At 60.2% G+C, this 25,701-nt stretch carries 22 protein-coding genes; 11 read left to right on the top strand and 11 right to left on the bottom strand.

Going from position 1 to position 25,701, the window contains the following annotated elements; all coding sequences use genetic code 11:
- Positions 1-733 precede the first annotated feature (733 nt).
- From ACERJA_RS04150 to ACERJA_RS04130, 5 genes are all read left to right on the top strand, one after another.
- Positions 734-1,198 (top strand): response regulator, encoded by a 465-nt coding sequence (locus ACERJA_RS04150; RefSeq protein ID WP_373607001.1) that lies wholly within the window; start codon positions 734-736, stop codon positions 1,196-1,198.
- Positions 1,195-2,877 carry a bacterio-opsin activator domain-containing protein gene (locus ACERJA_RS04145; RefSeq protein WP_373607000.1) on the top strand — a complete coding sequence of 561 codons (1,683 nt, stop codon included), beginning with the start codon at positions 1,195-1,197 and terminating at the stop codon, positions 2,875-2,877. Before ACERJA_RS04150 ends, ACERJA_RS04145 begins: the two co-directional genes overlap by 4 nt.
- Before the next feature lie 146 nt (positions 2,878-3,023).
- Complete coding sequence (locus ACERJA_RS04140; RefSeq protein ID WP_373606999.1) at positions 3,024-3,695, top strand: nitrous oxide reductase accessory protein NosL; 672 nt, start codon at positions 3,024-3,026, stop codon at positions 3,693-3,695.
- A 45-nt stretch (positions 3,696-3,740) separates the two neighbouring features.
- Positions 3,741-4,151: a hypothetical protein gene (locus ACERJA_RS04135; RefSeq protein ID WP_373607451.1), complete on the top strand. Its 411-nt coding sequence runs from the start codon at positions 3,741-3,743 to the stop codon at positions 4,149-4,151.
- A 372-nt stretch (positions 4,152-4,523) separates the two neighbouring features.
- On the top strand, positions 4,524-5,375 hold the full coding sequence (locus ACERJA_RS04130; RefSeq protein ID WP_373607450.1) for a sulfite exporter TauE/SafE family protein: 852 nt from the start codon (positions 4,524-4,526) through the stop codon (positions 5,373-5,375).
- Positions 5,376-5,426: 51 nt separating this feature from the next.
- Here ACERJA_RS04130 and ACERJA_RS04125 read toward each other — a convergent pair whose 3' ends face one another.
- Positions 5,427-6,023, bottom strand: coding sequence for a nitrous oxide reductase accessory protein NosL (locus tag ACERJA_RS04125; protein ID WP_373606998.1), 597 nt, complete (start codon positions 6,021-6,023; stop codon positions 5,427-5,429).
- A 10-nt stretch (positions 6,024-6,033) separates the two neighbouring features.
- On the bottom strand, positions 6,034-6,642 hold the full coding sequence (locus ACERJA_RS04120; protein WP_373606997.1) for a nitrous oxide reductase accessory protein NosL: 609 nt from the start codon (positions 6,640-6,642) through the stop codon (positions 6,034-6,036).
- 118 nt (positions 6,643-6,760) lie between these two features.
- Between ACERJA_RS04120 and ACERJA_RS04115 the strand changes: the two genes are divergently transcribed.
- On the top strand, positions 6,761-8,692 hold the full coding sequence (locus ACERJA_RS04115; protein ID WP_373606996.1) for a NosD domain-containing protein: 1,932 nt from the start codon (positions 6,761-6,763) through the stop codon (positions 8,690-8,692).
- Positions 8,693-8,704: 12 nt separating this feature from the next.
- On the opposite strand, the gene ACERJA_RS04110 is transcribed toward ACERJA_RS04115, so the two are convergent.
- A complete protein-coding gene (locus ACERJA_RS04110) occupies positions 8,705-9,622 on the bottom strand; it encodes a formyltransferase family protein (RefSeq protein ID WP_373606995.1) in 918 nt (305 codons plus the stop codon).
- Between the two features lie 276 nt (positions 9,623-9,898).
- Entirely contained in the window at positions 9,899-11,650 is a 1,752-nt protein-coding gene (arcS, locus tag ACERJA_RS04105) for an archaeosine synthase subunit alpha (RefSeq protein ID WP_373606994.1), read from the bottom strand.
- A 121-nt stretch (positions 11,651-11,771) separates the two neighbouring features.
- Between arcS and ACERJA_RS04100 the strand changes: the two genes are divergently transcribed.
- Entirely contained in the window at positions 11,772-13,691 is a 1,920-nt protein-coding gene (locus ACERJA_RS04100; protein ID WP_373606993.1) for a NosD domain-containing protein, read from the top strand.
- A gap of 193 nt (positions 13,692-13,884) precedes the next feature.
- On the opposite strand, the gene ACERJA_RS04095 is transcribed toward ACERJA_RS04100, so the two are convergent.
- Positions 13,885-14,247, bottom strand: coding sequence for a TRAM domain-containing protein (locus ACERJA_RS04095; RefSeq protein ID WP_373606992.1), 363 nt, complete (start codon positions 14,245-14,247; stop codon positions 13,885-13,887).
- A gap of 247 nt (positions 14,248-14,494) precedes the next feature.
- On the opposite strand from ACERJA_RS04095, the gene ACERJA_RS04090 reads away from it, so the two are divergent.
- A complete protein-coding gene (locus ACERJA_RS04090; protein WP_373606991.1) occupies positions 14,495-14,803 on the top strand; it encodes a HalOD1 output domain-containing protein in 309 nt (102 codons plus the stop codon).
- Between the two features lie 70 nt (positions 14,804-14,873).
- Here ACERJA_RS04090 and ACERJA_RS04085 read toward each other — a convergent pair whose 3' ends face one another.
- Complete coding sequence (locus ACERJA_RS04085) at positions 14,874-15,557, bottom strand: SCO family protein (RefSeq protein ID WP_373606990.1); 684 nt, start codon at positions 15,555-15,557, stop codon at positions 14,874-14,876.
- Between the two features lie 157 nt (positions 15,558-15,714).
- On the opposite strand from ACERJA_RS04085, the gene ACERJA_RS04080 reads away from it, so the two are divergent.
- Entirely contained in the window at positions 15,715-16,302 is a 588-nt protein-coding gene (locus ACERJA_RS04080; RefSeq protein WP_373606989.1) for a nitrous oxide reductase accessory protein NosL, read from the top strand.
- Positions 16,303-16,382: 80 nt separating this feature from the next.
- On the opposite strand, the gene ACERJA_RS04075 is transcribed toward ACERJA_RS04080, so the two are convergent.
- Positions 16,383-16,868 carry a 2Fe-2S iron-sulfur cluster-binding protein gene (locus ACERJA_RS04075; RefSeq protein ID WP_373606988.1) on the bottom strand — a complete coding sequence of 162 codons (486 nt, stop codon included), beginning with the start codon at positions 16,866-16,868 and terminating at the stop codon, positions 16,383-16,385.
- 219 nt (positions 16,869-17,087) lie between these two features.
- Between ACERJA_RS04075 and ACERJA_RS04070 the strand changes: the two genes are divergently transcribed.
- A complete protein-coding gene (locus ACERJA_RS04070) occupies positions 17,088-18,407 on the top strand; it encodes an RNA-guided endonuclease InsQ/TnpB family protein (protein WP_373606987.1) in 1,320 nt (439 codons plus the stop codon).
- A 105-nt stretch (positions 18,408-18,512) separates the two neighbouring features.
- Here the strand turns inward: ACERJA_RS04070 and ACERJA_RS04065 are convergent, their stop codons facing one another.
- The 4 genes from ACERJA_RS04065 to tgtA form a co-directional block, all read right to left on the bottom strand.
- Positions 18,513-19,409, bottom strand: coding sequence for an ABC transporter permease (locus ACERJA_RS04065; RefSeq protein WP_373606986.1), 897 nt, complete (start codon positions 19,407-19,409; stop codon positions 18,513-18,515).
- Positions 19,406-20,143: an ABC transporter ATP-binding protein gene (locus tag ACERJA_RS04060; RefSeq protein ID WP_373606985.1), complete on the bottom strand. Its 738-nt coding sequence runs from the start codon at positions 20,141-20,143 to the stop codon at positions 19,406-19,408. The genes ACERJA_RS04065 and ACERJA_RS04060 overlap by 4 nt, the downstream gene beginning before the upstream one ends.
- Positions 20,136-22,073 (bottom strand): NosD domain-containing protein, encoded by a 1,938-nt coding sequence (locus ACERJA_RS04055; protein WP_373606984.1) that lies wholly within the window; start codon positions 22,071-22,073, stop codon positions 20,136-20,138. Before ACERJA_RS04055 ends, ACERJA_RS04060 begins: the two co-directional genes overlap by 8 nt.
- A gap of 188 nt (positions 22,074-22,261) precedes the next feature.
- A complete protein-coding gene (tgtA, locus tag ACERJA_RS04050) occupies positions 22,262-23,743 on the bottom strand; it encodes a tRNA guanosine(15) transglycosylase TgtA (RefSeq protein WP_373606983.1) in 1,482 nt (493 codons plus the stop codon).
- A gap of 333 nt (positions 23,744-24,076) precedes the next feature.
- Here tgtA and ACERJA_RS04045 point away from each other — a divergent pair, with 333 nt between their 5' ends.
- Positions 24,077-25,465 (top strand): hypothetical protein, encoded by a 1,389-nt coding sequence (locus tag ACERJA_RS04045; protein WP_373606982.1) that lies wholly within the window; start codon positions 24,077-24,079, stop codon positions 25,463-25,465.
- Positions 25,466-25,701 lie beyond the last annotated feature (236 nt).

The raw sequence follows: 25,701 nt of genomic DNA, 5'->3' as shown, positions 1-25,701 counted from the left end.
TTGTGTGCTCCAACTCGACACGGACCGTCTCATCGAGTTGGCATCGAAGCGGAGACTGGGTATCGCTCGAGAAGATTGTGACTCACCGACATCGGAACGGCACGCGAGATCACCGGGTACGCCAGCTGTCCTCGAGCACCCGCCGTCACGCTCCCGCTTGCACAACTCTGCGGTCGTCCAGCAGCGATACGCGCGGCAGTTGCTGACACAAATTCGGTTCAGACTGTCTGTCGTGTTCTCGTTTCGAGCGGCGTCGACGAATGCTCACCTCGACTTCGAACGGAGTTGGCAAGCGACTCTCAATGTGACCCATGACGTCGAGACCCGTTTTCTCACCTCGAACCAGGGGGTCAGCGGCGTGATCGTCCTGTTTAGCCGATCGGTTGTCTATCAGGTGTAGCCTAGTTTCGTCTGAGAGTCCTCGCTGTGCATGCTCGGGGAACCGCTGGAACTCGAGCCGAAATCAGTCTCGAATGGATCACTCGAGAGGAGCCGAGTCTGCGACCAGTAGTCCTGCTGTTGTCACCTGTGGGCGCGGATTCGCCGAGAAAGACGCTCAATAAATCACATAGTGCAATACAAAATCGCCTGATGGGCCCGACGCAATCGCATTTCGGTCGATGGGTGTCGCCAAGCGAACTGTTCGTTCTGAAGACGTTTCAGAATCGAACTTTGCCACTAGGTTTATGCCTACCAGTCGACTTGTGGATAGCAGTTGGCGCCCTCCGAAACAATGAGTGATTCGAGATCGTTCAGGCCGGAACCAGCACAGATCCTGTTAGTCGAGGATAACCCGGGCGACGTTCGCCTGACTGAAGAAGCCTTCAAGCAGGGTCGTATCGAGAATGATCTCCACGTCGTCCCCGACGGCGATGAGGCTCTCGATTTTCTGTACCGCCGTGGTGAGTACGCCGATGCAACACGGCCAGATCTCATTCTGCTGGATCTCAACCTGCCCCGAAAAGACGGTGAAGATGTCCTCGAGGAACTGAAAGCGGATCCAGAGTTGCGATCGATCCCGGTCATCGTGCTGACGAGTTCTCGAGCGGAAGAAGACGTCGTCAGATCCTATGAACTGCATGCAAACGCCTATCTTACGAAGCCGGTTGATCCAGACGACTTCATCGAAACCGTCCGTGCGTTCGAAAAGTTCTGGTTCTCGGTTGTTCGACTTCCACCGGAGGATGAACACACATGAGCGAAACGAATACGCAGGCTGAAACGAACGGCGACACCGACAGCCTGGAGATCCTCTTGATAGAGGATAACCCCGGCGACGCACGCCTGATTCGGGAGATGCTTCGGGGAACTGAAGAGCTCGCTCAACGTGTTAGTTCGGACAGGTCGGCCGGGAACACCCCAGAGATAACGTGTCAGTCGAATCTTCAGGACGGGATCGAGACGCTCGACTCAAAGCCGATCGATGTCGTGTTGCTCGACCTCCATCTGCCCGACAGTGAGGGCCTCGAGACACTCGAGACGGTCCACGCAAAATGTGAGGGGGCACCGATTGTCGTCCTGACCGGGCTCCGTGACCAGCAGGTCGGTGTCAAGGCCATCCAGCGTGGTGCACAGGATTTTCTCGTCAAAGACGAGGTGACAAGCGAGTTGCTCGTGCGGACGATCCATCACGCGATCGAACGCGCTCGCCAAGAGCGCGAACGAAAGCGCCAGCGCGAGCAGCTAGAGGCCCTCAATCGTCTCAACCGGATCGGCCACGATATCACGCACGCGGTGATTACAACAGAGACACGAGCGGAGTTAGAACAGCGAGTCTGTGATCGACTCGCCGAGTCCGACGCCTACCGATTCGCGTGGATCGGCGGTGTCAATCCGGGTAGCGACCGCGTCGTACCCAGAGCAGCGGCTGGCGTCGAGGACGGCTATCTAGATTCTGTCGAGATCAGCGTCGACGAGGACGATGAGACTGGGCAGGGGCCGTCAGGAACGGCCATCCGAACCGGAACAGTGCAAGTTTCGAATAGTACCAAAACCGATTCAGGATTCGGGCCATGGCGCGACGCGGCGCTCGAGCGTGACTACCATTCGTCTGCGGCGATTCCACTCATTCACGAGGATCTCATCTACGGCGTCCTCAACGTCTACTCGTCGTCACCGCGCGCGTTCGAGGGGGCGGAGACGACGATTCTCGCCCGAATTGGTGATGTGATCGCACACGCGATCACGGCAATCGAGCGGAAAGACGCACTCGTCAGCGACGCTGTCATCGAACTCGAGTTCCGTATCGAAGAGCTGGCCGAGCCGTTGATCGAGCTGTCGGAAACGAACTCGTGTACGATCGAATTCGAGCAACTGATCCGCGGAGACGAGACGTTGCTCGCCTACGGATCTGCCCAGGGCGTCGATCAAGAGGTGTTCCGCGAAACGATCGCGGACACGGATGGATTCAGCGACGTCCGGTTTCTCGCTGTCAGGCGCGACGAGTTCGAGTTCGAACTCATAACACCGGCTGCCGCCTCGCTGTTCGAGACGATCGCGACCCACGGCGGCCGGGTTCGGTCAGCGACGATCGACGACGGCGAGTTCCGTTTTGTCGTCGAACTCTCCCGCGGACGGGACACCCGCCAGATGATCGAACTCATCAACGAACAGCGGCCGGACGTCACGTATCTCGCCCAACGAACCAGCGAGCGAAGCGAGCGAGACGAGTCACGGTCGATGTCCGTCCTCGACGATCACCTGACCGACAAGCAGCGAGCGGCTCTCGAGACAGCCTATTTTGCGGGCTACTTCGACTGGCCCCGTGAGAGTACCGGTGAAGAGATTGCCGAACGACTTGGCATCGCGCCAGCGACGTTCAACCAGCATCTTCGGACGGCCGAACGGAAGTTTTTCGATTCGGTACTGGGCGAGTAGCGCCACAGTCGATTTCGAGAGCGGCGATGGCTTTTCCAAATACCAGCTGGTTTCCTCGTCATAACCGAGCGGTTCTGGTTTGATCGTCGAATTAATTCGAGAAAAGCACCAGACGTGATTTACAATACCCCTTCGTTCAATGACGTATGGTGAATCAGCCCACACCTGCGTACAGACGACGAGCCCTCCTCAGTTCGATCGGCGTCGGAGCTACAGCCAGTTTTGCTGGCTGTCTCGGTGGTGACGATTCGGAACCCGACGATGAGAACGGCAATGGGGACGACGCCAATGGGGACGCCGACGAAAACGGAGACGATGACGCTGAATTTGAGCAGGCAGCGGATTTCCCGGACGAACGAGAGTGTGCAGTGTGTAGTATGGTCGCTGGCGAATACCCCGACTGGAACGCACAGCTAATCCACGAAGACGGACATCGAGAGTACTTTTGTTCGTCGGGTTGTCTGGCTGCCTACTACGGAGCGCCTGAGGAGTTCGGTGGTCCCGACTCCGAGATCGAGGGCGTCTGGGTTACTGATTATGAGACGGGTGAGTTGATCGATGGCACAGAGGCATACTTCGTGGAAGTGACGGCTGAAGACCATGTCGACGACATCATGATGCGCAACCCGACGCCGTTTGCCGACCGCGAAGACGCCGAGGCGTTCGTCGACGAGTTCGAGGAGTACGACGACGACGACATCATCACCCTCGAGTCGTTCGACAGAGAACTCGGCGAGTTCTATCGAGGTCGGTTCTTCGACGACGATGGTGACGATGGTCACGACAACGGTCACAACCACAGTCTGCACGCTGCATAACGCCGCTCTTACAGAGTAATGGGTATTCGAACGCTCAACAAGACGATGGTGCCAGCGCCCGACGGACCGACACCAGCCGGTCTCCTCGAGGCGTGGGTTGTGAATGCTGAGACGTCGGTTCTCGTGCTTTCGTTCGGTGACTGGCTATCTCCCCATCTGGCACCGGTTCTCGTCTTGGTGATTATCCTCGCTGTGCTCGGGACGATGGTCCTCTTTCTCGTCGGTCTCTATGGCTATTTGCAGCGACAGACGACCACGTATCTCGTGTTGACCATCGTTTTGGGCGCGCTGGTGGCTCGGTCGGTCGTCGGTATGGGGACCGTTCTGGGTCTGGTACCGATGACCGCACACCACCTCATCGAACACGGCTTTGACGTGCTCATCGCGACGCTGCTGCTCTCGCTGATCGTCCGGCATGGGCCGGCTGGCGGGGGCACGAACTCGGACTCAGAGTAAGGAATGTCGGGTCCGACAGACGGTGTCCAGATCGTTCCAGCCGTCGCGATAGACAATTGCACCAGACGCTACTTGAGAGCCTAATCCATATCGTCCACCAATGACCCGACGCAGCGTTTCTGGGGACGGTGCCACGGTTGACGTGACTGCTATCGTGGCTCGCCGACGAAACTGGGTGAGACCGATGCGACCAGGCTCGTGGCGTCCAGTCCACTCGAGGCCGACGGGGTGTGCCGTTTCGCGTGCTGCTCTCGGGACGAACATCTCGAGCAGCTGTTGTTTCGACAACACCGTTATCGAAGCGGTGACTGGTACTGACGAACGTGGCGGTTCGGTTCCGGCCGTCACCGACGCTACGAGTGACTCCAAATGATGATCTGGCTCTCCATGTTCTCGATTCTCGAGCCCGTTTTATTTCAGCAGTGTTATGACCCGTCGCTCGATCCGGCAGCGATCGAGCCGGTGAGTCTCGTCGTCTTCGGGCTGATCGGCCTTCTTGGCGGGGCCCACTGTCTCGGGATGTGTGGGCCGCTCATCACGACGTACTCGGATCGGATGCGGAAACAGAACGAGAGCTCGACACGGCGAAACCAGCTGACCCTCGGTATCGTTCGGCAACATGCACTGTTCAACCTCGGCCGGGCGGGCAGTTATGCCGTTCTCGGTGGGATTTTCGGACTCGCCGGTTCGCTCGTCTTCGTGAACGCACGCACGGTGACGGCGGTCGTCACCGACGTGCACGCAGTCGCCGGGATCGTCGTCGGAGTGGTGATCATTGCGATGGGGCTTCATTATCTGCTCGGCCGTGGCTTGCTCGGGGGTTCGGTCACGATTCCGGGCGTCGAATCGGTTCTTTCCCGGGTCCAGCAGTGGTTGGTCGCTCATGTCGACTCATGGGTCGGTAACTCCAGAATCGTCGGGCTCGGCGCGGCCCACGGGCTGTTGCCCTGCCCGCTGCTCTATCCGGCGTTTCTGTATGCGTTCGTGCAGGGATCGCCACGTGGCGGCTTTCTCGCGCTGGCCGTCCTCGGACTCGGAACCGTGCCGTCGATGTTCATCTACGGCACCCTCTTTCAGTCGCTCAGCGTCGAGACCAGAATCAAACTCCACCGCGTGCTTGGCGTTGCGTTCCTCGCACTCGGGTATATTCCGCTTCAGCACGGTCTCATGACGCTCGGCGTTCACCTCCCCGCGATTCCGCTTCCCCACTACCAACCGTTCTGAGATCGTCCCGCACCTGACTCCCGTGCTATCTGCAAGTAGCTGTGTGCCCTCTCACGGGAGTCGAGTGTCTCGATAGATCCGTGCGATATCCGTATCGACATCCGAAAGCGAGACGATGTCGTCTTCCTTGAGGTCGTCGTACTGTTCGACGTACTCGACGGCCGTCGACCGGTTGGCGTACACCCGTGGATCGATATCCATCGGATCGTCGACACGCCGCTCGTCGTGCTCGAGGACGTAGAATGCCTCGAAGCCATCACTAAGCTGTCCTGTATCGAAGTCGGTGACCCACGCGCCGACGATTTCAGCGTCAGAGCCACCGAAGTGGGTTGGCTCGGCGTAGTAAGCGAACATACAGCCGGGGCTACAGCACATCATTCCGACGCCGTCTTCGTGGGCAACCTGACAGTTCCGGTCGGAGTAATCAGTCACGGTCATCGAACAGACGCCACACAGCTGGTCGTCGGCGAACGCCTTTGGCTCGTCGACTGGATGTTCGACAGTGAAGTCGAAGCCAGCGTCCGGATCGGCGACGTTTGGATCGTCACGATCATCGTCGGAACAGCCGGCAAGCCCACCGACGACACCGGTACCGATCGCGGCAAGCAGCCGTCGACGACTTCGGTGGTTGCAGTGTGACCGTGGCATTGGCAGCGCGTTAGCCTCCGAGACTGTCAACCAGTTCCCGCGTCACCGAGTCGTGATCGAACCGCTCGCCACCGTACTCGTCGGCAAACGAGTCAGCATCCTCGGCCGACCCAAAGCCGATGAGTGACTCGCCCATCGCGCCGAGGACATCGCTGTCGACAACGAACTCAAGGTCAGTTGCCGGGGCGTGTGCCTCCGCCTCGAGATGGGCGGTGATGAACTCGAGGCCCTGCTCTTCGTAAACGTCCCAGTCGACCGACGAGTAGTCGGTCAGGTAGAGGACGAGCGGTTCGTGTCCTGATTCGTACTGTTCGAAGTAGTGTTCGTAGGCACAGGCACTGCTGCAGTAGGCGACGATGCCGTCGTCGTCTGTCCCGTGGACGTCGTCGTCAGCTGGATAAAACGCGTGCCCGGACGGTCCCGGGTGTTGATCAACGACCATACTACAGACCACGCAGTCGTGTCCACTCTCGATCGAGATCGGATCGTCGACTTCGTCGGTCCCATCGTCGCCGAAACAGCCGGCGAGGGCGACACTGCCTGCGACGCCGGCCGCCTGAAGGAACCGGCGGCGAGGAGTGTCGACCGTCTCGTTCGGGTGGCGATCAGGCTGGTTCATACGCAGTTGTTGGCAGGTAATCGCATTAGGGAATCTGGTATGATCGCCGTAACACCCGCTCAAATACTTCGATAACCGAACCAGATTGCCTATTGTTCGGTGCCACTCACGAACTGATATGGCCGAGACCACGCAGTATCTCCTGTTCTCGCTGGCACTCGGCGTTTTGCTGGTCGGCGGTGTCGGACTCTTCGTCGTCGATACTGGCTCGACGTCTCCGGACCCGGTCCTGTTCGAGGATACGGTTACGATGGGTGTCACCCTCGAGAACGAACCCGATGGCGATGATATCGAGATCCCGAAAGCACAGGTGTTCTACTCACAGTACGACTACGTCGTCGGCTATCACGGTCTCGAACGGTTCGTCGACGACCGTCAGCAGCCGGGCCATCAGGAGCGATTCGGCTATCCGATCGCCGTTTATGTCTCCGATTTCAGCGAGACGGATGCTGAACTCACCGAACAGGGGTATCCGACTGCCGACGGGCGGCTCGGTTGGACCGACGCTGAGTCCGCCGCCTTCGTCGTCGGCAGCGACGCAGAAACGCCCGCTGGCGAGACGGTGATGCCGTTTTCTGATCAGGACGATGCTGCTGCGTTCGCCGAGGTCCACGGGGGAACTGTGCTCTCCTGGGAACAGCTCCTCGAGTCGGAGTTCGAGATCGACGACGCCGACGCGATTCGAGAGCGCGTCGACGAGCGCCACGAGCGCGCCGACGATCAGGTCGAGACCTCGCAGACGCTGACAGACCGTCCCGAGACGGTCGTCGTCGGTGATGACGCGGCCACGATTCAGGATGCCATCGAGATGGCTCCCGACGAGTCGACGGTCGTCGTGCCGGAGGGGACCTACGAGGAACACGTCGAGATCGATCGTCCGATCACGCTCTCCGGCGACGGGGACGCGACGATTCAGGGTGATGAGACCGGCACAGTCGTCTCAGTTACCGCCGCCGAGGCCGCAGTTACGGATCTCCGTATTACTGGCGTCGGGAACACGACACGCCCCGAAGACCGAGAGACGACGGCCGCAGATGAAAGCAGCGAGGACGTCCTCGAGATGGCTTATGGGCAGGGTGATGCTGGCGTTGAGATCGAGAACGGGAACGAGACGTTGGTCGAGAATGTAACGGTCGAGACGCCAGCGAACGGTGTCTTGCTCCGTGATAGCCCAGATGCCGTCGTTCGAAACGTGACCGTCTACGGGAGCGACAACTGGAACGACGGCTACATGGGCGTCATGACGATGCGATCACCGGACGGCGTGATCGAAAACTCACGGTTCGTCGACGGCCGTGATGGGATCTACACCCACCGCTCTCACGGACTCGTCTACCGGAACAACACCCTCGAGCGAAATCGGATCGGCGTCCATCTGATGTACACCTCGGACGTGTTGATCGCCGACAACCGGATCAGAAACGCACAGTCGACCGGGATCGACGTCATGACCAACCCCGAACACAACGCTATCGTCGGGAACGAGATCCAGCAGACGTCTCGCGGGCTCTTGATGGACGGCTCGCGATCGTACGTCGCCGACAACCTCATCACCGACACGGAAGTCGGATTGGCGGCCGGGGCTGGCAACTCGATCTACGAGGACAACGTCCTCGCCGGGAACGTCGACGGCATTCAGGCGAGCCATCTCCTGCCGACTAACCAGGTCGTCGGCAACGACTTCGTCGGGAACTACCGCCACGCGAGCGCACGAGTGGGTGTGCTCCGCATCTGGACTGAAAACGGCGCGGGTAACTACTGGCACGGTGCGGTCGGAACGAGCGATGGGGAGATCCTCGATCGCTCGTACTCGCCGACCGATCACGTCGACGAGCGCCTCCACCGTGTTGATGGTACACCGACGCTTGCGCGGGCACCTGCATCCGACGCACTCAACGCACTGGAAGGCTCCGTCTCCGGGATGCGAGAGGAGAGTATCGTCGACACGGCACCGCTCTGTGAGCCGTCGAACCCCGACCTGCTCGAGCAAACTGACTGGGAGGCACCTGACCGCGACTGTGGTCAGTCCGTCTCCGAGACGTCGCCCTGACGCATCCCGAGGTCACTTCGAGAGTGGAGACGAACGCCGGTCTGTCTCCTCCGACGAGCGGGCTCGCTCGAGTCCGTGGCGAACTCGGCCGGCGAGGTTTTTGGCCAACACTCGCCCCGAAAACGAAACGGTCCGCCGCTGGTCTCGATAGTAGAACTCGCCCAGCTGTTCGTCTGGGATGGTTTGCGGCTCGAACGTCGGATCCCGCAGGCTGGTAATGCCCGACGTTAGCAGTGAGATCTGTAGCGTTGCGAGGCGATCGAAGACGTCCCACAGTGTGTGACAGTCGGCGAGCGAGACGTCGTCGTACGCGACGATCTCACCGCCATCGATCGATTCGTTCAGCCGCTGTAACGTCGAACCGGCACGCGCTTGCCCGTCGTGGAAAATCGCTGGAGGACCCATGCCACGATAGCGTCGAATATCCGCCGGGTGGAAACTCAAGACGCCGTACTTTGGGGCGGTTAAAACGTCACCACGAACGAGACCGAATCCGAATCGGATCGCGACATCACACTCCGCCTCGAGTCGGGAAACGACGTCGTCGGGGAGTTCGTTCCAGCCGTTCTCTGTCTCTGGCACACACTGGACGTGTTCTGTCTCGTCGAGACAGTCGACGTTCTCGACCGAGTGTCGGTGCCAGAGTGTCTGCTTGTCGCCGAGCAGTCGAGCGATGTTCCGTTCTGCCAGAACGAGTGTCCACGCCTTCTCTTGTCGGAAGACCTCGAAAAACTGAGTGACGTCGTCGAGTCCGAGCCGCTGTTTCGTGTTCCACGACTCAGCTTCACACTCCGTATCGGTGACGTTTTGAACAACTAACGAGACGGTGATGTCGGTCTCATCTTGTAGGCGTTCGATGGCGCGCACTTGCCACTCGTAGAGAAACGGTTCAGTCAGAATTCCGACTGTCGCTGGCTCGACCTCAGACATATATGGGAGCAGACACACTGCGATCCTTAGTTACCGCCACCATTCAGATCGGATATGTATCGAAAACCGGCATACTACGGGATACTGACATCCTCCCGTGAGATACTGGAGACGAATCAGTCAACCGAGATCGTGGCCCACTCTGGCTGACAAATCATGCCCGACGGCATCCGCTCTCATCGAGACTGTGAACGCCGTGGCGACCCAGTTTCCGCCGTCATCTTCCGTAATCGTTCGCGTACAGCCTGTCCGGGCAGTTGCGGGGCCTCGAGTCTGCTACTTTTCTTCGACGTGGCGGATCTCACAGGCGATGCCGCGTGTGCTCTCGGCCATCTCACGACCGAACATCTCCGCGCGGCCGACACCGAAGGCCTTCGGGCCCTCGACGACGACCTCATCGCCGACACGAATATCCTCGTCAGCGTCGACGATCCCCGGTGCGAGCACGCTGCCGTGGGGAACGAACTGATCGATTTCGACTCGTTTGGTCGGTGCATCGCTGTCAACCCATCGTTTCGCACCCTCGAGGGTAAACGAAAGCGTCCCGTACTGGGGCACCATCGTCGCGAGCTGAGTGTCCTCGCTGTTTCGAACCTGAATCTTCGGATAGCGGCTCGTCGTCTGGATATCCGCAAAGAGGTCGTCGCCAGCGCCGTCGCCGAGCAGATAGTCCGCGATGGCACGGACGGTGTTGTGTTCGCGCTCGCGTTTGGAGTACTTCAGTTCGCCTGCCAGCGCCGCCGAGAGGTTCGCGAGTGACTCGTCGTCGGTCGGATGCTCCTCGACGGTGTAGGTTACGTCGAGGTCCAGTGCCTTTTCGACGCGTTCGACGATGTCACGGTAGCCTTCGTCGGGGACGTGGGCGATAATCTTCGGGTACTCGTTACGTTCCAGATAGCGTTCAAGTACCGTGCTCACGAACTGCTTTTCATCTTCGGACCACCGGCCCGTGACGACGGTGTCGTACTGCTGGGCCGGATAGGTCGTCTCGAGTTCCTGTGGGACGACGCCGATCGGACTCGTCATCGAGACCAGATGGCCACGCCACTGGATGGCGTCGTGAAACTGGCGATGACTCTGAGAGTCGCTGTATGGTTTCGTCGCCGAGCAAGGGACCAACACGAGCGGGTTCGAAAACCGGTTGCGATAGCGCGTCGTCACGCGGTCAGCAAAACGCTGGATCTCGACGCGACGGATTGTGTCCCCGGTCGCTGCGTTGATCTGGGCGTCTCGGAGAATCGGCGTGCGCTCCTCGAGATACCCCCACTGGGAATCGAGTTCGCGCATAGCGGCGGTGAGCCACTGATCGTGACGGGCCTGCCCCTCCACGTAGTCGCGAAGGCGACCGTCGCGGATACGTCGCCGGACGATGCCGAGTTCGGCCTCGAGCGCGTTGACGTTGTGTTCAGCACAGTCCTTGCGAGTGAACTCCTCGCGGGGCTGCTGGCAGGCTGGACACGAACAGGGGAGTTCCTCGAGGTCCTCGAGGAAGTAGGCCTCGTCGGTCGTCAGATATCGGCCTTCCATCCCTTTGACGACGGCTGCGGTTTCATCAAACAGGTCGACGCCGGCGTAAGCAAGCAGGGCAACGTTGCGCGGCGTGGCGACGCCAGAGAACAACAGTGCAGTGTCGGTGGGGATCGCCTTTCGGGTGTTGATGACGGCCTCGACGAGCGCTGCGCCGTGGCCCGTGATCGACTGGACGTCAGAGACGGCGTAAGCGTCCGTCCCGTGGTCCGTGGCGTGCTCACTCGAGATGACGGCGACGCTCGGGTAGTCGACGTCGGGGTAGTCGACGGCGAACGACTCCTGGACCTCCGGAGCAGTGCCGCCGGGGAATCCTCGGTGTGGGAGTACGGTGAGTGTCGACTCGTCGCCCTCGGGGACGTCACGGTCGGCGGCCCAGAGCGAGCCCGCATCCTCGAGGACGTTGTCGACGAGCGCTGGGGTCGTCAGAGCGGACTCGAGGCGGAGTTCGCCCACGCGCGCTGCCCCATCGCGCGCGTGTACTTCGAAGTAGTCAGTCATACCAGATATGACTGGGGAGCGTGAAAGAGACTGTCGATAGCGAGCGAGTGCGACGAGGCGCTGGCGACGCCTTCGAGAAGCAAACCAGACCGCATACGATACCCGATGCCTGAGTGTTGGTATGCTCGCGATCTCACGGAAGGGGTGGCTGCTCGTCGCCATCGCAGCCGTCTTCTTTGGGGCTGGCGCACTTTTCGTCGCCGACGTTGGGTCTTCTTCGCCAGATCCGGTCGAGTTCGACGATACGGTGCAGGTCGGCCTCTCACTCGAGGACGAGTTCGCTCTCGAGGAAGATGTCAGGCTCCCACGGGCCCAGGTGTTTTACTCCAAGTATTCGTACGTCGTCGGCTACCAGGGTGTCGAACGGTTCGTTGACGACCATCAGCAGCCAACGCACACCGAACGGTTTGGCTATCCGCTCGCGGTGTACGTCTCCGACTACAGCGCTGTCGACGTCGAGCTGTCAGATGCTGGCCATCCAGTCGCTGACAGTGTCCCGCCCTGGATCGACGCGGAGCAGGCCTGGTTCGTCGCCGGCAGCGATGCACGCTCACCGGCTGGCGGAACGGTCATGGCGTTTTCCGACCGAGATGATGCAACGGCGTTCGCTGCGGCTCACGGGGGCGATGTCCATACCTGGGACGACATCCTCAACTCGGAGTTCGAGATCAACGATGCCGAAGTCGTCCGCGATCGACTCGACGACCGGCTGGACGACGCCGACGAAACCAGTGCACAGGCGGATTCGCTCCGGGACCGTCCCGTTTCGACTGTCGTCGGTGAGGACGCCGACACCGTCCAGGCGGCGATCGACGACGCCCCGGCGAACACGACCGTCATCGTCCCCGAAGGCACCTACGAGGAACACGTCGAGATCGACAAACCGCTCACGCTCGCTGGCGATGGAGACGTGACGATCGACGGTTCAGGCTGGGGAACCGTCATCGCGGTGACGGCCAACCAAACCGCTGTTACTGGCCTCGAGATCACCGGTGTCGGCGACGAAACGTCCGGCATAGACGGTATCCCGGAACACGCGCCAGAAGAGCGAGGCGAGGGATGGGACGACGAGTTGACCTCCCACTACACCGGCGGTGATGCTGGCATCGCCATCACCGAGGGTGATGGAAGTCTCGTCGCCGACGTCACCATCCAGACGCCGTCGACGGGCGTGTTGCTCCACGAGAGCCCGGACGCAGTCGTCCGGAACGTCACCGTCAACGGGAACGAAATCTCGAACGACGGACGGGCGGGTATCAACGCGATCTACTCGTCGGCTGTTATCGAAGACTCGACGATCCGTGACGGTCGAGACGGCATCTACACCCACGAATCCCCGGATATCGTGATTCGGAACAACACACTCGTCGAAAACCGGCTCGGCGTCCACCTGATGCATACGTCCGATGCGGTGGTCGCTGGCAACGACTTCCGCGAACAAGACACCACGGGGATCTACGTTATGACTGGTCCCGAACGGATCGCGATCGTCGACAACACGGTCAGAGACACTGAGACGGGAATCATCCCGGACAGTGACGACGCCTACGTCGCCTCAAACATCGTTGAAGGGAATCGCGTTGGCATCCAGCAGAACACGGCTGCCTCGCTCATCGAGCACAACGTCATCGCCGGCAACATCGTCGGCGTCGACGCACGGTCGGTGTTGCCGACGAACCGCATCGTCCGGAACGATTTCGTCGGTAACTACGACCACGTCCAGTCGTCGGGCGGCCCGCTTCGGATCTGGAGCCACGACGACGCGGGTAACTACTGGCAAGGAGCGACGATGCTCTCCGATGTGGGCGAGCGCCCATCGTCGTACTCGCCGACTGACCCAGTCGATGAACGCTTGCACCTGACCGACGGTACCGCGATGGTTGCTCGTTCTCCGGCACTGCAGGCGGTGTCTGGTTTCGAAGGGATGGTTCCCGGCCTGCGAACCGGTGCCGTGACCGACTCGGCACCGACCTGCGAGCCACACAACCCGGCCCTGCTCGAGCAGACCGAGTGGGCTGAACAGGCCTGGCGCTGTCGTTGATCGCTCGCCCTCAGTCGCTGATTTCCGCGCACTAGCGTCCAACGCAGTGGCGACTACAGTGGTGTGAACCGACACTGATTCGTGTCGCCGATACTGGCTGCTTCTGGCATTCACGCTCACCTACGCTTGGCACTCGAGTGATGAGTACACGACCGATCAGACGTGGCGGCTCTGTGGCTACTGGCCGCGTTCGTCAGGCCGACTCGAGAAAGGTTGCGGTCGCGGATGTGTGGCCGCGATTAAACGACAAAATCTTCACTTCGATGACGTCGCCCACGTCGAGGCTGGTTGGAATCTCTTCGACGAAAACCACGAAGCCCTCGATCTTGCAGACTGCCTGTCGCTGCCCGGAGTGGTGGTCGGTAAACTCCTGGACGGCGACCTGCCTGACGTCGCCAAGATCGACCGGCGGCTCACGCTCTTGGGCCTCTCTGTGGCGTTCGTATGACGCCTCCTGTGCTGCCGATTGCGTCCCTCCCCGGACCCGTTTGAGCAGCCACGAGCCGAACAAGACGATGACGATCATTCCGAGCAGCAGCGACGTGACCCCGAGCATACTCGAACCAGGTGCCGCCCACACCTTTGATGTTCTGGTGTCGTGGTGAGCAGTCGCCGCTCGATTGCACTCGACGACAGCACAGTTCGGTTGCATTGCTCTCGGACGATCGGCTGTCTACTACCGTTCAGGAGTCACGCTCGGCGTGGTGACTGCAGTACGCTTTTGGCCGTAGATCACACCCATGACGGTCGTTCGTGAGGGATTTCGCCGGCATTCTTTTATCCATTCGTCCTCTAGAACTGACGTGAACGCTTCTTTCACCGGTCCGGCTGACAGTGAGTCCGTAAGTATCGCTATCGTGACTGCTGTCGCGTCCCATCGGGACGTCTCGCCGACCGAGCTGCCGCCGCTGTACGAGTGGATCGACCCCGATGCCGTCGATGCGCTTTTCGAACCAACGCGAGCCAGCGGGCTGCGACGTGGCCGACTCGAGTTTCCGTACGATGGCCACGAGATCGTCCTCGAGTGCGACGACAGTCTCGTGATCACGGTCGATGGGGTGTCCACCGTCGTCGATTCCTGTCCCACAGCAGCCGAGTCAGCTGATGTCTGAACCACGCCGAGTCGATACGACGGCTCGCGTGGCACCGACCGATAACACAGCCCTGCTGGCGACTTGAGGATTAGTTCGTCGCTTCGACAACCGTTTCTAGGTCATCGCTAATCTGCTCGACGTCTGGGTTCTCGCCGCGATAGCTTCGCTCGACGTAGCCGTCGGGGTTGACGAGAAACGTCACCGTGATATGCATAAACTCCGCTGTTTCGCCTTCGCCCTCTCGCTCGAAGAGAATCCCCAGATCGTCGTTGACGACTGATTCGGCTTCGTCGGCATCGGCTGGTCGGAGATAGTTCCAGTTGCCGGCCTCGAGGTCGACGTTGACCATATCGGCGTGGTCACGGAGCTCGTCGGGTGTGTCTCGCTCCGGATCGAAGGTAACTGCGATAAACTGGACCGAGTCGTCGACGCCGCGTTCGATGCTCTCGGCCTGAACTTGTGCCAGGGCTTGCATCAGCGGAATACACTCGGCTGGGCAGGTCGCATAAAAAGCCGTGCAGACGAGACAGTCGTCGCCGAACGAATCGGTGTTGACCTCAGTCTCTGCCAGCGGATCCGGAAGTTCGATGGTCGGAAACGGATCGCCGTACGTCGGGTAGGCGTAGTCGTCGCCGTGCAACTTACTATCTTCCGGCGGCTCGAGCACTGCGTGTTCGGCTGCGTCGTCACCGCTGAGTCGGCCGGTCAGACAACCGGCAACGAGTACAGTGCTGAGCCCGGCCCCCGTAGCGAGAACGTCTCGTCGATGCATCACACGAATGTATGAACGTGGCGGTGAAGTGCCGTCTGGTCCAACTGTCGAAGATCGGGCGAACACGTGTTGTGCCACCATCATGTGCCCTGCGCGGGCGTTTTTGTTTCGCGAACTATACCACATCTGGTTTACTCTGAGACTTCCAAGGACCGACATGGACGAACCGACTGCAGCTGTCGATCGGATCGTGACTCGTCGAACCGTCTTGGGTGGCGTTGGGGCCGTCTGTCTCGGATCGATTGCCGGCTGTCTCGACGGTGACGACGCGAGCGTTCCTGATCCGATCAGTATCGACGACGACCAGAGCTGCGATCAGTGTACGATGGTCATCGGCAACCATCCTGGACCGGCCGGACAGGCCCACTACGAAGACCCTACGGAGGTCGTCGACGACGATCGGCCAGCACAGTTCTGTAGCTCGCTGTGTGCGTACGCCTTCACGTTCGATAACGAAGCCACGGCCGAACCCGAAGGCATCCATCTGACCGACTACTCGACGGTCGACTACACTGTTTCCGACGACAACGGGAGCACCACGATCTCTCGACATCTCGAGGCAGACGACTTCGAAAACGCATCGGCGCTCACACTCGTCACGGACAGTGATGTCGACGGTGCAATGGGAGCATCGCTCATCCCGTTTAGCGACGCCGATAACGCAGATGCGTTTCAGGACGAGTACGGCGGTGACATCTACGACCACGACGACATCACACAGGAACTCATAATGTCCCTGATGTGACTCTCCTGTTTCCGTCCCCGAATCACGGGTGTGCCAGCGTGGTCTGATAGCTGGCTGTCTGTGGAGTGTCGTCCAGCCGATTACTCATCGTCGGGATGGGCGACCTCGAGTTCGAAATCGTCCTCGGGGGAGGCAACGCAGGTCAGCACCCAGCCGTCTTCGACCTGGTCGTCGTCGAGATACTCGTTGCCGTCGTGGGTGATCACCTCGGTGGCATCACCGTCGTATCTCGCGGTGCACTCCCCACAGGTGCCCACTTCACAGGTGTACGGAATGTCGACACCGGCGTCGAGTGCCGGATACAGCAGGACCTCATCTTCCGTGATCGACACGGTCTCATCGTGATCGAGGAAGACGACGTCGTAGGTGGCCACGTCGTCATCGTCGTCCGGCTCGTCCTCGGGCTCTGTCTCAGCATCGAGACAGCCAGCGAGCACAACGGCACCCACACCACCGACCGCGCTCAACAGCCGGCGACGGTCCTCGTTGGGCAGTTCTCGAGGGATCGCCACCATTCTGTTCTGGGCCGCCGGTTCGTCAGCAGTCCGTCGCGGTGGATCACTCATGGATACATTTCGACCCCCTCTCGGCTTGTAAGCGTTATCGCTTGATTGATAGGGGTATTATACGAGGAGCAGGCGCAATACCACGGTCTTCAGGCCGTGGATACGCGCCGTCACGTGATAACGCCAACTACCAAGAACAGCACGGCAGGATATTCCACCGCCTTCAATCCGAACCTTTACAAGAAAATCGAGTATAAGTGATTATACAGACGTCTCACGATGCTGGAAGTCCACCGCACTCACCGAGCGAACATCCTCAACCACTCCCAAGTAGAGGAACCGCTCGACCGACACGCGTGGTCAGCCAGCAAACTGTGGAATGTCGCCAACCACCACTCTCGAGAAGTCTGGGAGGAAACGGGCGAAATTCCCGACCACGGCGACCTCAAAGACGAGTTGAAGACCCACCCGAAATACAAGGGACTACATTCACAGTCCAGTCAGCGCGTTCTGGAGGAACTCGCTGAAGCCTTCAACTCGTGGTACGGCAAGAGGAAGTCCGATAATCGAGCGAATCCGCCTGGCTACCGCAAGAAAAACTACTACGACGACCACGGCAACCGCGTCCACGAAGAACACCCGCGTTCGACGGTGACGTGGAAGCAAAACGGCATCCGCCACGACACCAAAAACAACCGCGTCCGACTCTCGAAAGGGGCGAATCACAAGGAACACCCGAAAGCGTGGGAATACATCCTTGTCGAATACGAAACGCGCCCTGGCGTGACAGTCGAGAATCTACAACAGGTTCGTGCTGTTTACGACAGAGCGAACGAGCGATGGGAACTGCACCTCGTCTGCAAGGACAAAGTCGAGACGCCCAACCCACCCGGGAACGAAACAGCAGGTGTCGACCTCGGCATCTGCAACTTCGCCGCCGTTGCGTACAGCACGGAAGAAGCCGACCTATACCCGGGCAATCGTCTGAAACAGGACGGGTACTACTTCCCGAAAGAAATCTCGAAGTGCGACGACTCAGGTGGCGAAACAGCAACCCGGCTTCACCACAAGTGGTCGGAACGTCGTACCCACTTTCTTCACTCGTTAGCGAAGCACATCGTTGAGCGGTGTGTTGAAAAGGGAGTTGGTCGCATCAACGTCGGGAGACTCGCTGGTGTTCGAGAAGACGAGAACGGCGAGTCGAAGAACTGGGGCCGTCACGGCAACCTCGACCTGCACGGGTGGGCATTCGACCGCTTCACCAGCATCCTCACCTACAAGGCGAAGGTCGAGGGTATCGAAGTCGGAGAAGTGTCCGAGCGCGATACGAGTAAGACGTGTTGTGTCTGTGGGAGGGAAGACGACAATCAGCGTGTTGAACGTGGCTTGTACGTGTGCGAGGCGTGTGATGCGGCGTTCAACGCTGACGTGAATGGGGCGGAGAACATCCGTCTCGAGTTGAACCGAAGTAACTCCGAGTCTTCCGGACAGTTGTCCGGGGATAGGAGTACCGGCTGGTTGGCACAGCCCGAAGTCTACCTTCACGACCTCTCCCGAGGATTCCAACCTCGGATAGAGGTGGTAGACTGCAAACCATAATATCCCAACCCAGCGGCGCGGTGCCGTGGGATTCCCGCGTCTTCAGGCGCGGGAGGATGTCAAGCCGCAAAACGAGTGAAACGTCGAATCTGTGTCTCGAGTTGGTTACCGGTTCAGCGCCCACACCGCAATCCCGAGCGATGCACCAAGCCAGACGACGAGTCCGACGATGCTTGCGATCGGTGACGCAACTGCTGGCCCAGTCCCCGCAGCAACCACGACGACGCTCTCGAAGACGAGGCCGCGGTAGGCGCTGAGTGGACTGATCGCAAGCGAATGGATGAGCGCCGAGTCACCGATCAGCCCAATCGAGAAGCCATAGACCAACAGCAGGTCCAGCCCGATCACCAGCCCAACGAGGGCGACGACCGAGAGTGCGAGGGCACTCCGCGTCGCACTGACGAGCGACGAAATCGCGATTGCGACGGCAAGCACGGTCAGGGCAAACAGCAGCGTCAGGACAATAAACCGGGCGAACAGGATCGGTGAGTCAGCACCGGAATGTGTCGCATAGATCGAGAGCCCATCGGCTTCGAACAGAAACACCATCGCCGCGACAGCCACGAGCGGAACGAGGATCACCGTGAGCAGGCCGACGGCTCTGCCGGTGTAGACGCCCAGTACGATCTCACGGTTCGAGATGGGATACGTCTCGAGGACGTCGAGTTCGCCGCGCTGTTCGTCGCCGAGAATCGCACGATAGCCAAACGCGATGGCGATGACCGGGACGAGCAACTCGAGTGGTGTCAGGAGATCGACCACGGTTGGCACGTAGCCAGCTTCGACGCTGCCACCAACCCAGGCGATCCCCAGCAAGACGGCAGCGAACGCGATTCCGAGGATGAAAAACATGCGCGTCCGGACGATCGTCTGGAGTTCGCGCCCCACGATCGTTTTGAGGAGTCGGCTCGACCCAGGTGCTGTTGGACTCGGGTGTTCGGTTTCGGTGTCGCCTTCCTGGACGGCCGTCCCGGCGCCCGTCGACTGCATATCGCCGCTCATGCGCGCTCACCCTGTACGTCGACCGTAGCAAGGTCACCGCCGATCGCGTTTTCATACACCGATCGCAGCGAGTCGACACCCAGTTTCGACTGCAGCTGGGTGATCGACCCCTGTTCGATGAGCTGCCCGTTCGAAAGGATCAAGACGGTGTCTGCGACCCGTTCGACGAGTTCCAAGTAGTGTGAACTCAGCAGGACCGCAATGCCATCGTCAGCGAGATCCGACGCGATGTCGAACACGTGCATGCTCATCCCTGGATCGAGTCCACTGCCGGGTTCGTCGAGGATGACGACAGGTGGATCACCAACCGTCGCCTGTGCGATACCAAGTAGCCGTGTCATTCCTCCCGAAAGCGCCTCGACCGGTCGATCGGCTGCGTCCGCAAGTCCGACGCGGTCGAGATACCGCATCGCCTCCGTCTCGTCTGCACCGACGAGTGAGGTATAGAACTGCAGCGTCTCCAAGACGGTAAATCCGGGTCGGAACGATGGATGTTGGGGGAGGTAGCCGATCTGCCGTGCGGTGTCGGGGCCGTGGTAGGTAAACTCGCCCGCCGTCGGCTCGTGCAGGCCGGCAAGTCCACGAATGAACGTTGTTTTGCCGGCCCCGTTCGGGCCGATAAGTGCCGTGACGGCTCCGCTCTGGATAGTCGCTGAGACGTCCTGGAGAATGGAGACCGTCCCGTAGTCGTGATCGATACCGGTCGCCTCGAGTATTGGTGTCTGGTTAGTCATGGCTCGTCGTGCGTGTGGTTTCGTAACAGGGCCAGGCGTGGTCGGCCCACTCGGTCTGCTCGAGCAGGGCCGGGTTGTGTGGCTCACAGAGCGGTGCCTGATCGACGATACTGCCGGTTCGCATCCCGGGCACCGACCCCTCGAGACCAGCAAGCGCCTGGAGTGCTGGTGCTCGAGCGAGCGTCGGTGTGCCGTCGGTCAGGTGGAGCCGTTTGTCGAGAGCGTTTGTCGGTGTGTACGACTGGTCGGCGTGGTCGCCGTCGGCAACGGTGGCACCGCCCTGCCAGTAGTTGCCCGCGCCGTCGTGGGTCCAGATCCGGAGTGGACCCCACGTCGTGGTGGCGTGTTCGTCGTTGCCGACGAAATCGTTGCCAACGACGCGGTTGGTGGGCAGTACGGCGGCAACGTCTGTGCCGACGTCGTTGCCGGCGATGACGTTGTCTTCGTAAATCGAGCCTGTCGTATCGATACGCAGCCCGATGTCGGATCTCTCGACGATGTTCGCTGCAACGTACGTATCACTCCCGCCCGTGGTAATGCCGTACTCCGTGCCTTCGACCGTGTTTCCAACGACTGCGTTTCGCTCGGGGCCGGTCATGATGTAGATGCCGGTGTGTTGCTGGTGCTGGAGGTCGTTGTCCGCGACGAGGATGTCATCCGTATGCATCAGGTGGATCCCCAGCCGGTTGCCAACGGCCGTATTCGACCGGGCGACAGTGGTTGGGGATCGGTAGAGATAGATGCCGTTCTGGCCGCCATGGACCGTCGAGTTTTCGATCACAGCCGGCGACTGGAAGGTTAGAATGCCAGCGAGTCCGTCGGTCGGATCATCAGGTCCTTCGACGGTCACATTGCGAACGGTGAGATCATCGCTCTGGTAGGCGATGATCCCGCTTGCCGGCGTCTCGATGTCGACATTCTGGACCAGGAGCTCGTCGGCCTCGTAGGCTGCAATCCCGGTGTCAGTGCCGGCGTAATGTTGCAGGAAGGCTGCGTCCCACTCCTCGTCGTCGATCTCGACGGGAATCTCATCGCCCGATCTCGTGACGTTTCCGACGCCGGTGAGTTCGAGGTTCTGGAGGGCCACCTGCTCGTCGGTGACGGTCACGACTGTCCCGTTTCCGTCGCCATGTAGCACGACGTCACCGTCGCCGACGAGCGTGAGCGGTTTGTCGATCTCGACGTGTTCCTCGTAGGTGCCCTCGGGGACGACGACGGTCGTGTTCGCCGGGGCGGCGTCGATCGCCGCCTGGACGGTGTCGGTGTCCTCACCGACGACGAGCGACGTCTGTCGCTCCGTGAGTTCCGCAGTCGTCTCGACCCGTTCGTCCGCCAGCTGGTGGTAGTCGTCGACACGGTCGCGGGCGACCGTCGCATCGTCACGGTCGAACGAGCGCTCGAGCACCGACACCCAGCTGTGGACAGTGCCGCCGTACTCGTCCTGGAACGTCTCTGCGTCATCGGCGTCGCTGAACGGGACGATCGTCTCGCCGGCGGGCGTTCGGGCGTCACTGTCGACGACGAACCACGCCGATTCGGCAGTCGTCCATCCGGGTGCTGGGTCGGTCACCGGATAGCTGTCGTCCGTCAGTTCGATTTCGGTGTCGCTGTAGTCGGAGACGTACACCGCGAGTGGGTGGCCGAACAGCTGTTCGTGTTCCGCCCGCTGGCGATCCTCGACGAATGTTTCGACCCCGTAGTACCCGACAACGTACTGATACTGGGAATAGAACACCTGCGTACGCGGCAGTTCGACCTCCTCATCGAGTCCGCGCTCGGACTCGAGTGTGAGGCCAACAGGAACCGTATCGTCGAACTCGACGGGATCGGGTGTCGTCGAGCCCGCGTCGACGACGAACAGCCCGAGACCACCGAGAACGACGAGGAAGAACAGACCCAGAAATACGTTTGTCAGAGACAGGTCGAACACGGTTGCTGCTTAGCACCTGCAGGAAATATACAGTTTGGTTCACGCCTCGAACGAAGCTGTGGGCTGTCGTTTGGGCGCCAACACGGACATTTCGACCAGCACGACGTTCACACTGAATGTAAAATAAGTAACATCCCGACGGCGACGAACTACCTGTCTGAAAACTGACCACTCGTCGACAGGCTGCGTTACGTTCGATCCGCGGTCAGGTCGACCAGGGCTACCTCCTCGGGGAGCGTCTCGAGCACACCAGCAGGCCACCCCTTGTGACCCAGCGTAATATCGGTCTCTGGATTCGATTCGACGAGCCGGGTGACACCGTCGGCGGCAGCCTCGAGCGCAGCACGGTCCGTCCGGTCGGGTGTTTCTGCAGTCAGTGGGTAGCTCTTCGAAAGCGCACGCGGGAAGGGGCCAAACGGCGGTTCAACCCGCCAGGAGTCGTCGAACTCGTCGCCACGTGCGGAACTCCCCTCAGTGAGAAACAGCGAGTCGGGAACCGACAGCCGACCGAGACGCTGGTGATGGCGCAGGACTTCCGGCCGGCGGGCGCTCTCGTGAGAGGTGTAGAAAAAGGCCCCTTTCGAGACGGGATCGGCACGCTCGAGTTGGGCAGCGTGGTCGAGCAGGGTTCGGTAGCCATCGAGCATCGTGGGGTGAGCGCGGGCACGCTGTTCGACGAGTTCGAGCAGGTTGCCAGCGCGGATTGCCTGCTTGATCCGGCGGATCTCCTCGAAGGTGACGTGGAGATTGTGGGCGGCGAGTGCTTCCTCACGCTCGTCGTCGGGCAGCGCCCGGAGGTCAGCTGGCGAGTGGGCCGTACAGACGGGGCATGAACACGGGAGATAGTCGAGATCCTCGAGGTGGCGTGTCCCCCGAACCGTGAGATAGCGGTCGTCTCGGGCGTAGAGGGCGTAGGCAGCCGAATCGAACAGATCACAGCCCATCGCCGCGGCAAGTGCGAACATCATGGGGTGGCCGGCCCCGAAGAGGTGAACCGGTGCGTCGGCCCCCAACCCGCGTTTGGCGGCTGCGACGGCGTCGATCATGTCGTCGTACCGATAGTCGTTCATCAGCGGGACGACCGCGCCGACGGGGAAGACGTCGAGGTCGGTGCCGTCGGCATGTCTCCCCGCCGCTTCGCGGAGATCTGGATATGTCGAGCCCTGGACGGGGGCGCTGACGAGCATCTCGCCCGTGTCAATCTCGTCGGCGAGTTCGAGGCGTTCCTGCGTGGTGGCGAGTTCGTCTTCGGCGCGCTCGCGGGAGACGTCCGGCGGCGTCGGGATGTCGACCGGGGTGGCGATATCGGAGCCGATAGCGTGTTGAAACTCGAGGATCTCTTCTGTCGTGACGTCGATCTCGCCGTACTCGGAGAGCTGGAACGAGCCCGAGTCGGTCATGATCGCGCCCGGGAAATCGAGCAGGTCGTGGAGCCCGTCCTCGAGCGCCTGCTCGCGAACGTCATCCGTCCCGTGGATAATATACGAGTTCGTGATCAGGATTTCAGCACCGAACTCGGTGGCGAGCCGGCGGGGAGCGATCGTATCCAGATTCGGGTTGATAACTGGCAGCAGTGCCGGTGTCTCGACGGTAACGTCGGCACGCGGCACCGTGAGCTCGCCGATTCGGCCGCCAACGTCGGTATCCCGGACTTCAAAGCACTCGCGCATTGATCGTGTGTTGTGCCGTCTGACGTAAGTCAGTGAAGATTTGTGCCTGACCTGCAGATCGACATCTATCACTCGATCTGACCATTAGAACACGGATCCGTCGGTAAACGTTCTGTTCTCCAGTAGATGGGGGACGCTGGTGGCGGCCGCAGGCACAATGCGGATCCGCGGTCGCACGTCCCACCCAATTTTCGATCCACTGACTCTCATCGCTGCCGACGGGATGAACATCGGATTACGGACCGTTACACGGTTTCAAACTGTACGTTTCATCGAGATACTTCTGTAACAGTCAGCTCGTTTTAGCCCGGATCCGCTGGTAGGATTGAGCGCATGGTTTCACGACCGCAGAAACTCGGTGTCGTTTTCATCGCGCTGATGGTTGCCCTCTCGGGGGGTCCTGCCCTCGCAGGCGCAACAACAGGAGCGAACGACGATGCCGGAGACATGAGCGCAACACTCGAAAACGTACAGGTAGAGACACTTGACCTCGATACCGTCACTATCGAGGATGCCACGATCGAAGAGCTGAATGTTGAGAACCTCGATGCGGACACCGAAGCGCTCGAGGACGAACTCGACGAGGCTGACGATAACGACGAGATGAACGATGACGACGCGGACGAAGCCGACGATGACGATAACGGCCTCGCTGACGACAACGACGAGATGAACGATAACGACGAGGCTACTGACGACGAGAACGACGTCGCTGACGACGAGGAAGTGACGATCTCCGACATCGAGATTGAGAACCTCGAACTCGAGGACGTCTCGATCGAGGATCTCGAACTCGATGAAGACGACGAGATGGAGGTTGACGACGAAGACGACGCTGCTAATGACGAGGACAACGGCCTCGATGACGACGAGATGGACGAGAATGACGACGCCGATGCTGCTGATGACGAGGACAACGGCCTCGACGATGACGACGAGGCTGACGAGCTGGACATGATCGACGAGGACGCTGACGAGCTCACCATCGAAGAGCTCACCATCGAGTCCATGGATGTCGAGACGATGACCATCGACGAGCTGACCGTCGATGATGAGGAAGCCCCTGAAAACGACGAGGAGAACGACGTCGCTGACGACGAAAACGACGAGGCTGACGACGAAGAAAACGGCCTCGCTGATGACAACGACGAGATGAACGATGACGACGAAAACGACGTCGCTGACGACGAAAACGACGAGGCTGAAGAGGACCGCATCGAGTCACTGACGATCGAGCAGTTCGATGTTGACGAGATCACCATCGACTCGATGACTGTCGAAGCGGTCGAAGAGGACGAGGTTGACGATGAAGACGACGAACTCGTTGACGACAACGACGACATGAACGATGACGAGGAGAACGACGTCGCTGACGACGAGAACGACCTCGCCGACGACAACGATGAGATGAACGATGACGAGGAGAACGACGTCGCTGACGACGAGAACGACCTCGCCGACGACAACGATGAGATGAACGATGACGACGAGAACGACGTCGCTGACGACGAGGAGACCGTCTCACAGGCCTCTGCGTCCACCATCGACATCGGTGACGCGACTGCCGACTCGCTAACCCTCGGCGACGCTGCCGACCTCGAGCAGATCGACGATGAAGAGGTCGACGATGAAGACGAAGAGGAAGATAACGGCATCCTCGACGACGATGACGAAGATGAAGAAGAGGATGACGACAATGGGCTGCTCTCGATCGCCGTCTGAGCGCTGATCGGTACCTGATCAGCCGCGATCGGCACGACGTATCCCAACGGTCAGTGCGGTACTGATCAGCCGTTCCAACTACACTATTTCTTGCCACACCCACCGACAGTACTGTATTGCCACTTGACCGTTCACCATCGAGATCAGTAACGGGTTGTTCTCGAGAGTGTATAATAAGTAAGCGGCACGTGCAGGCAAAAAAGTGATTTCAGATGATTCACCAACCGTAGCCACCT

This window comes from Natronorubrum sp. A-ect3 (assembly GCF_041821125.1).
Lineage (GTDB): Archaea > Halobacteriota > Halobacteria > Halobacteriales > Natrialbaceae > Natronorubrum > Natronorubrum bangense.
The sequence above is the reverse complement of the archived record's forward strand: the minus strand, read 5'-3'. Positions and strand labels throughout refer to the sequence as shown.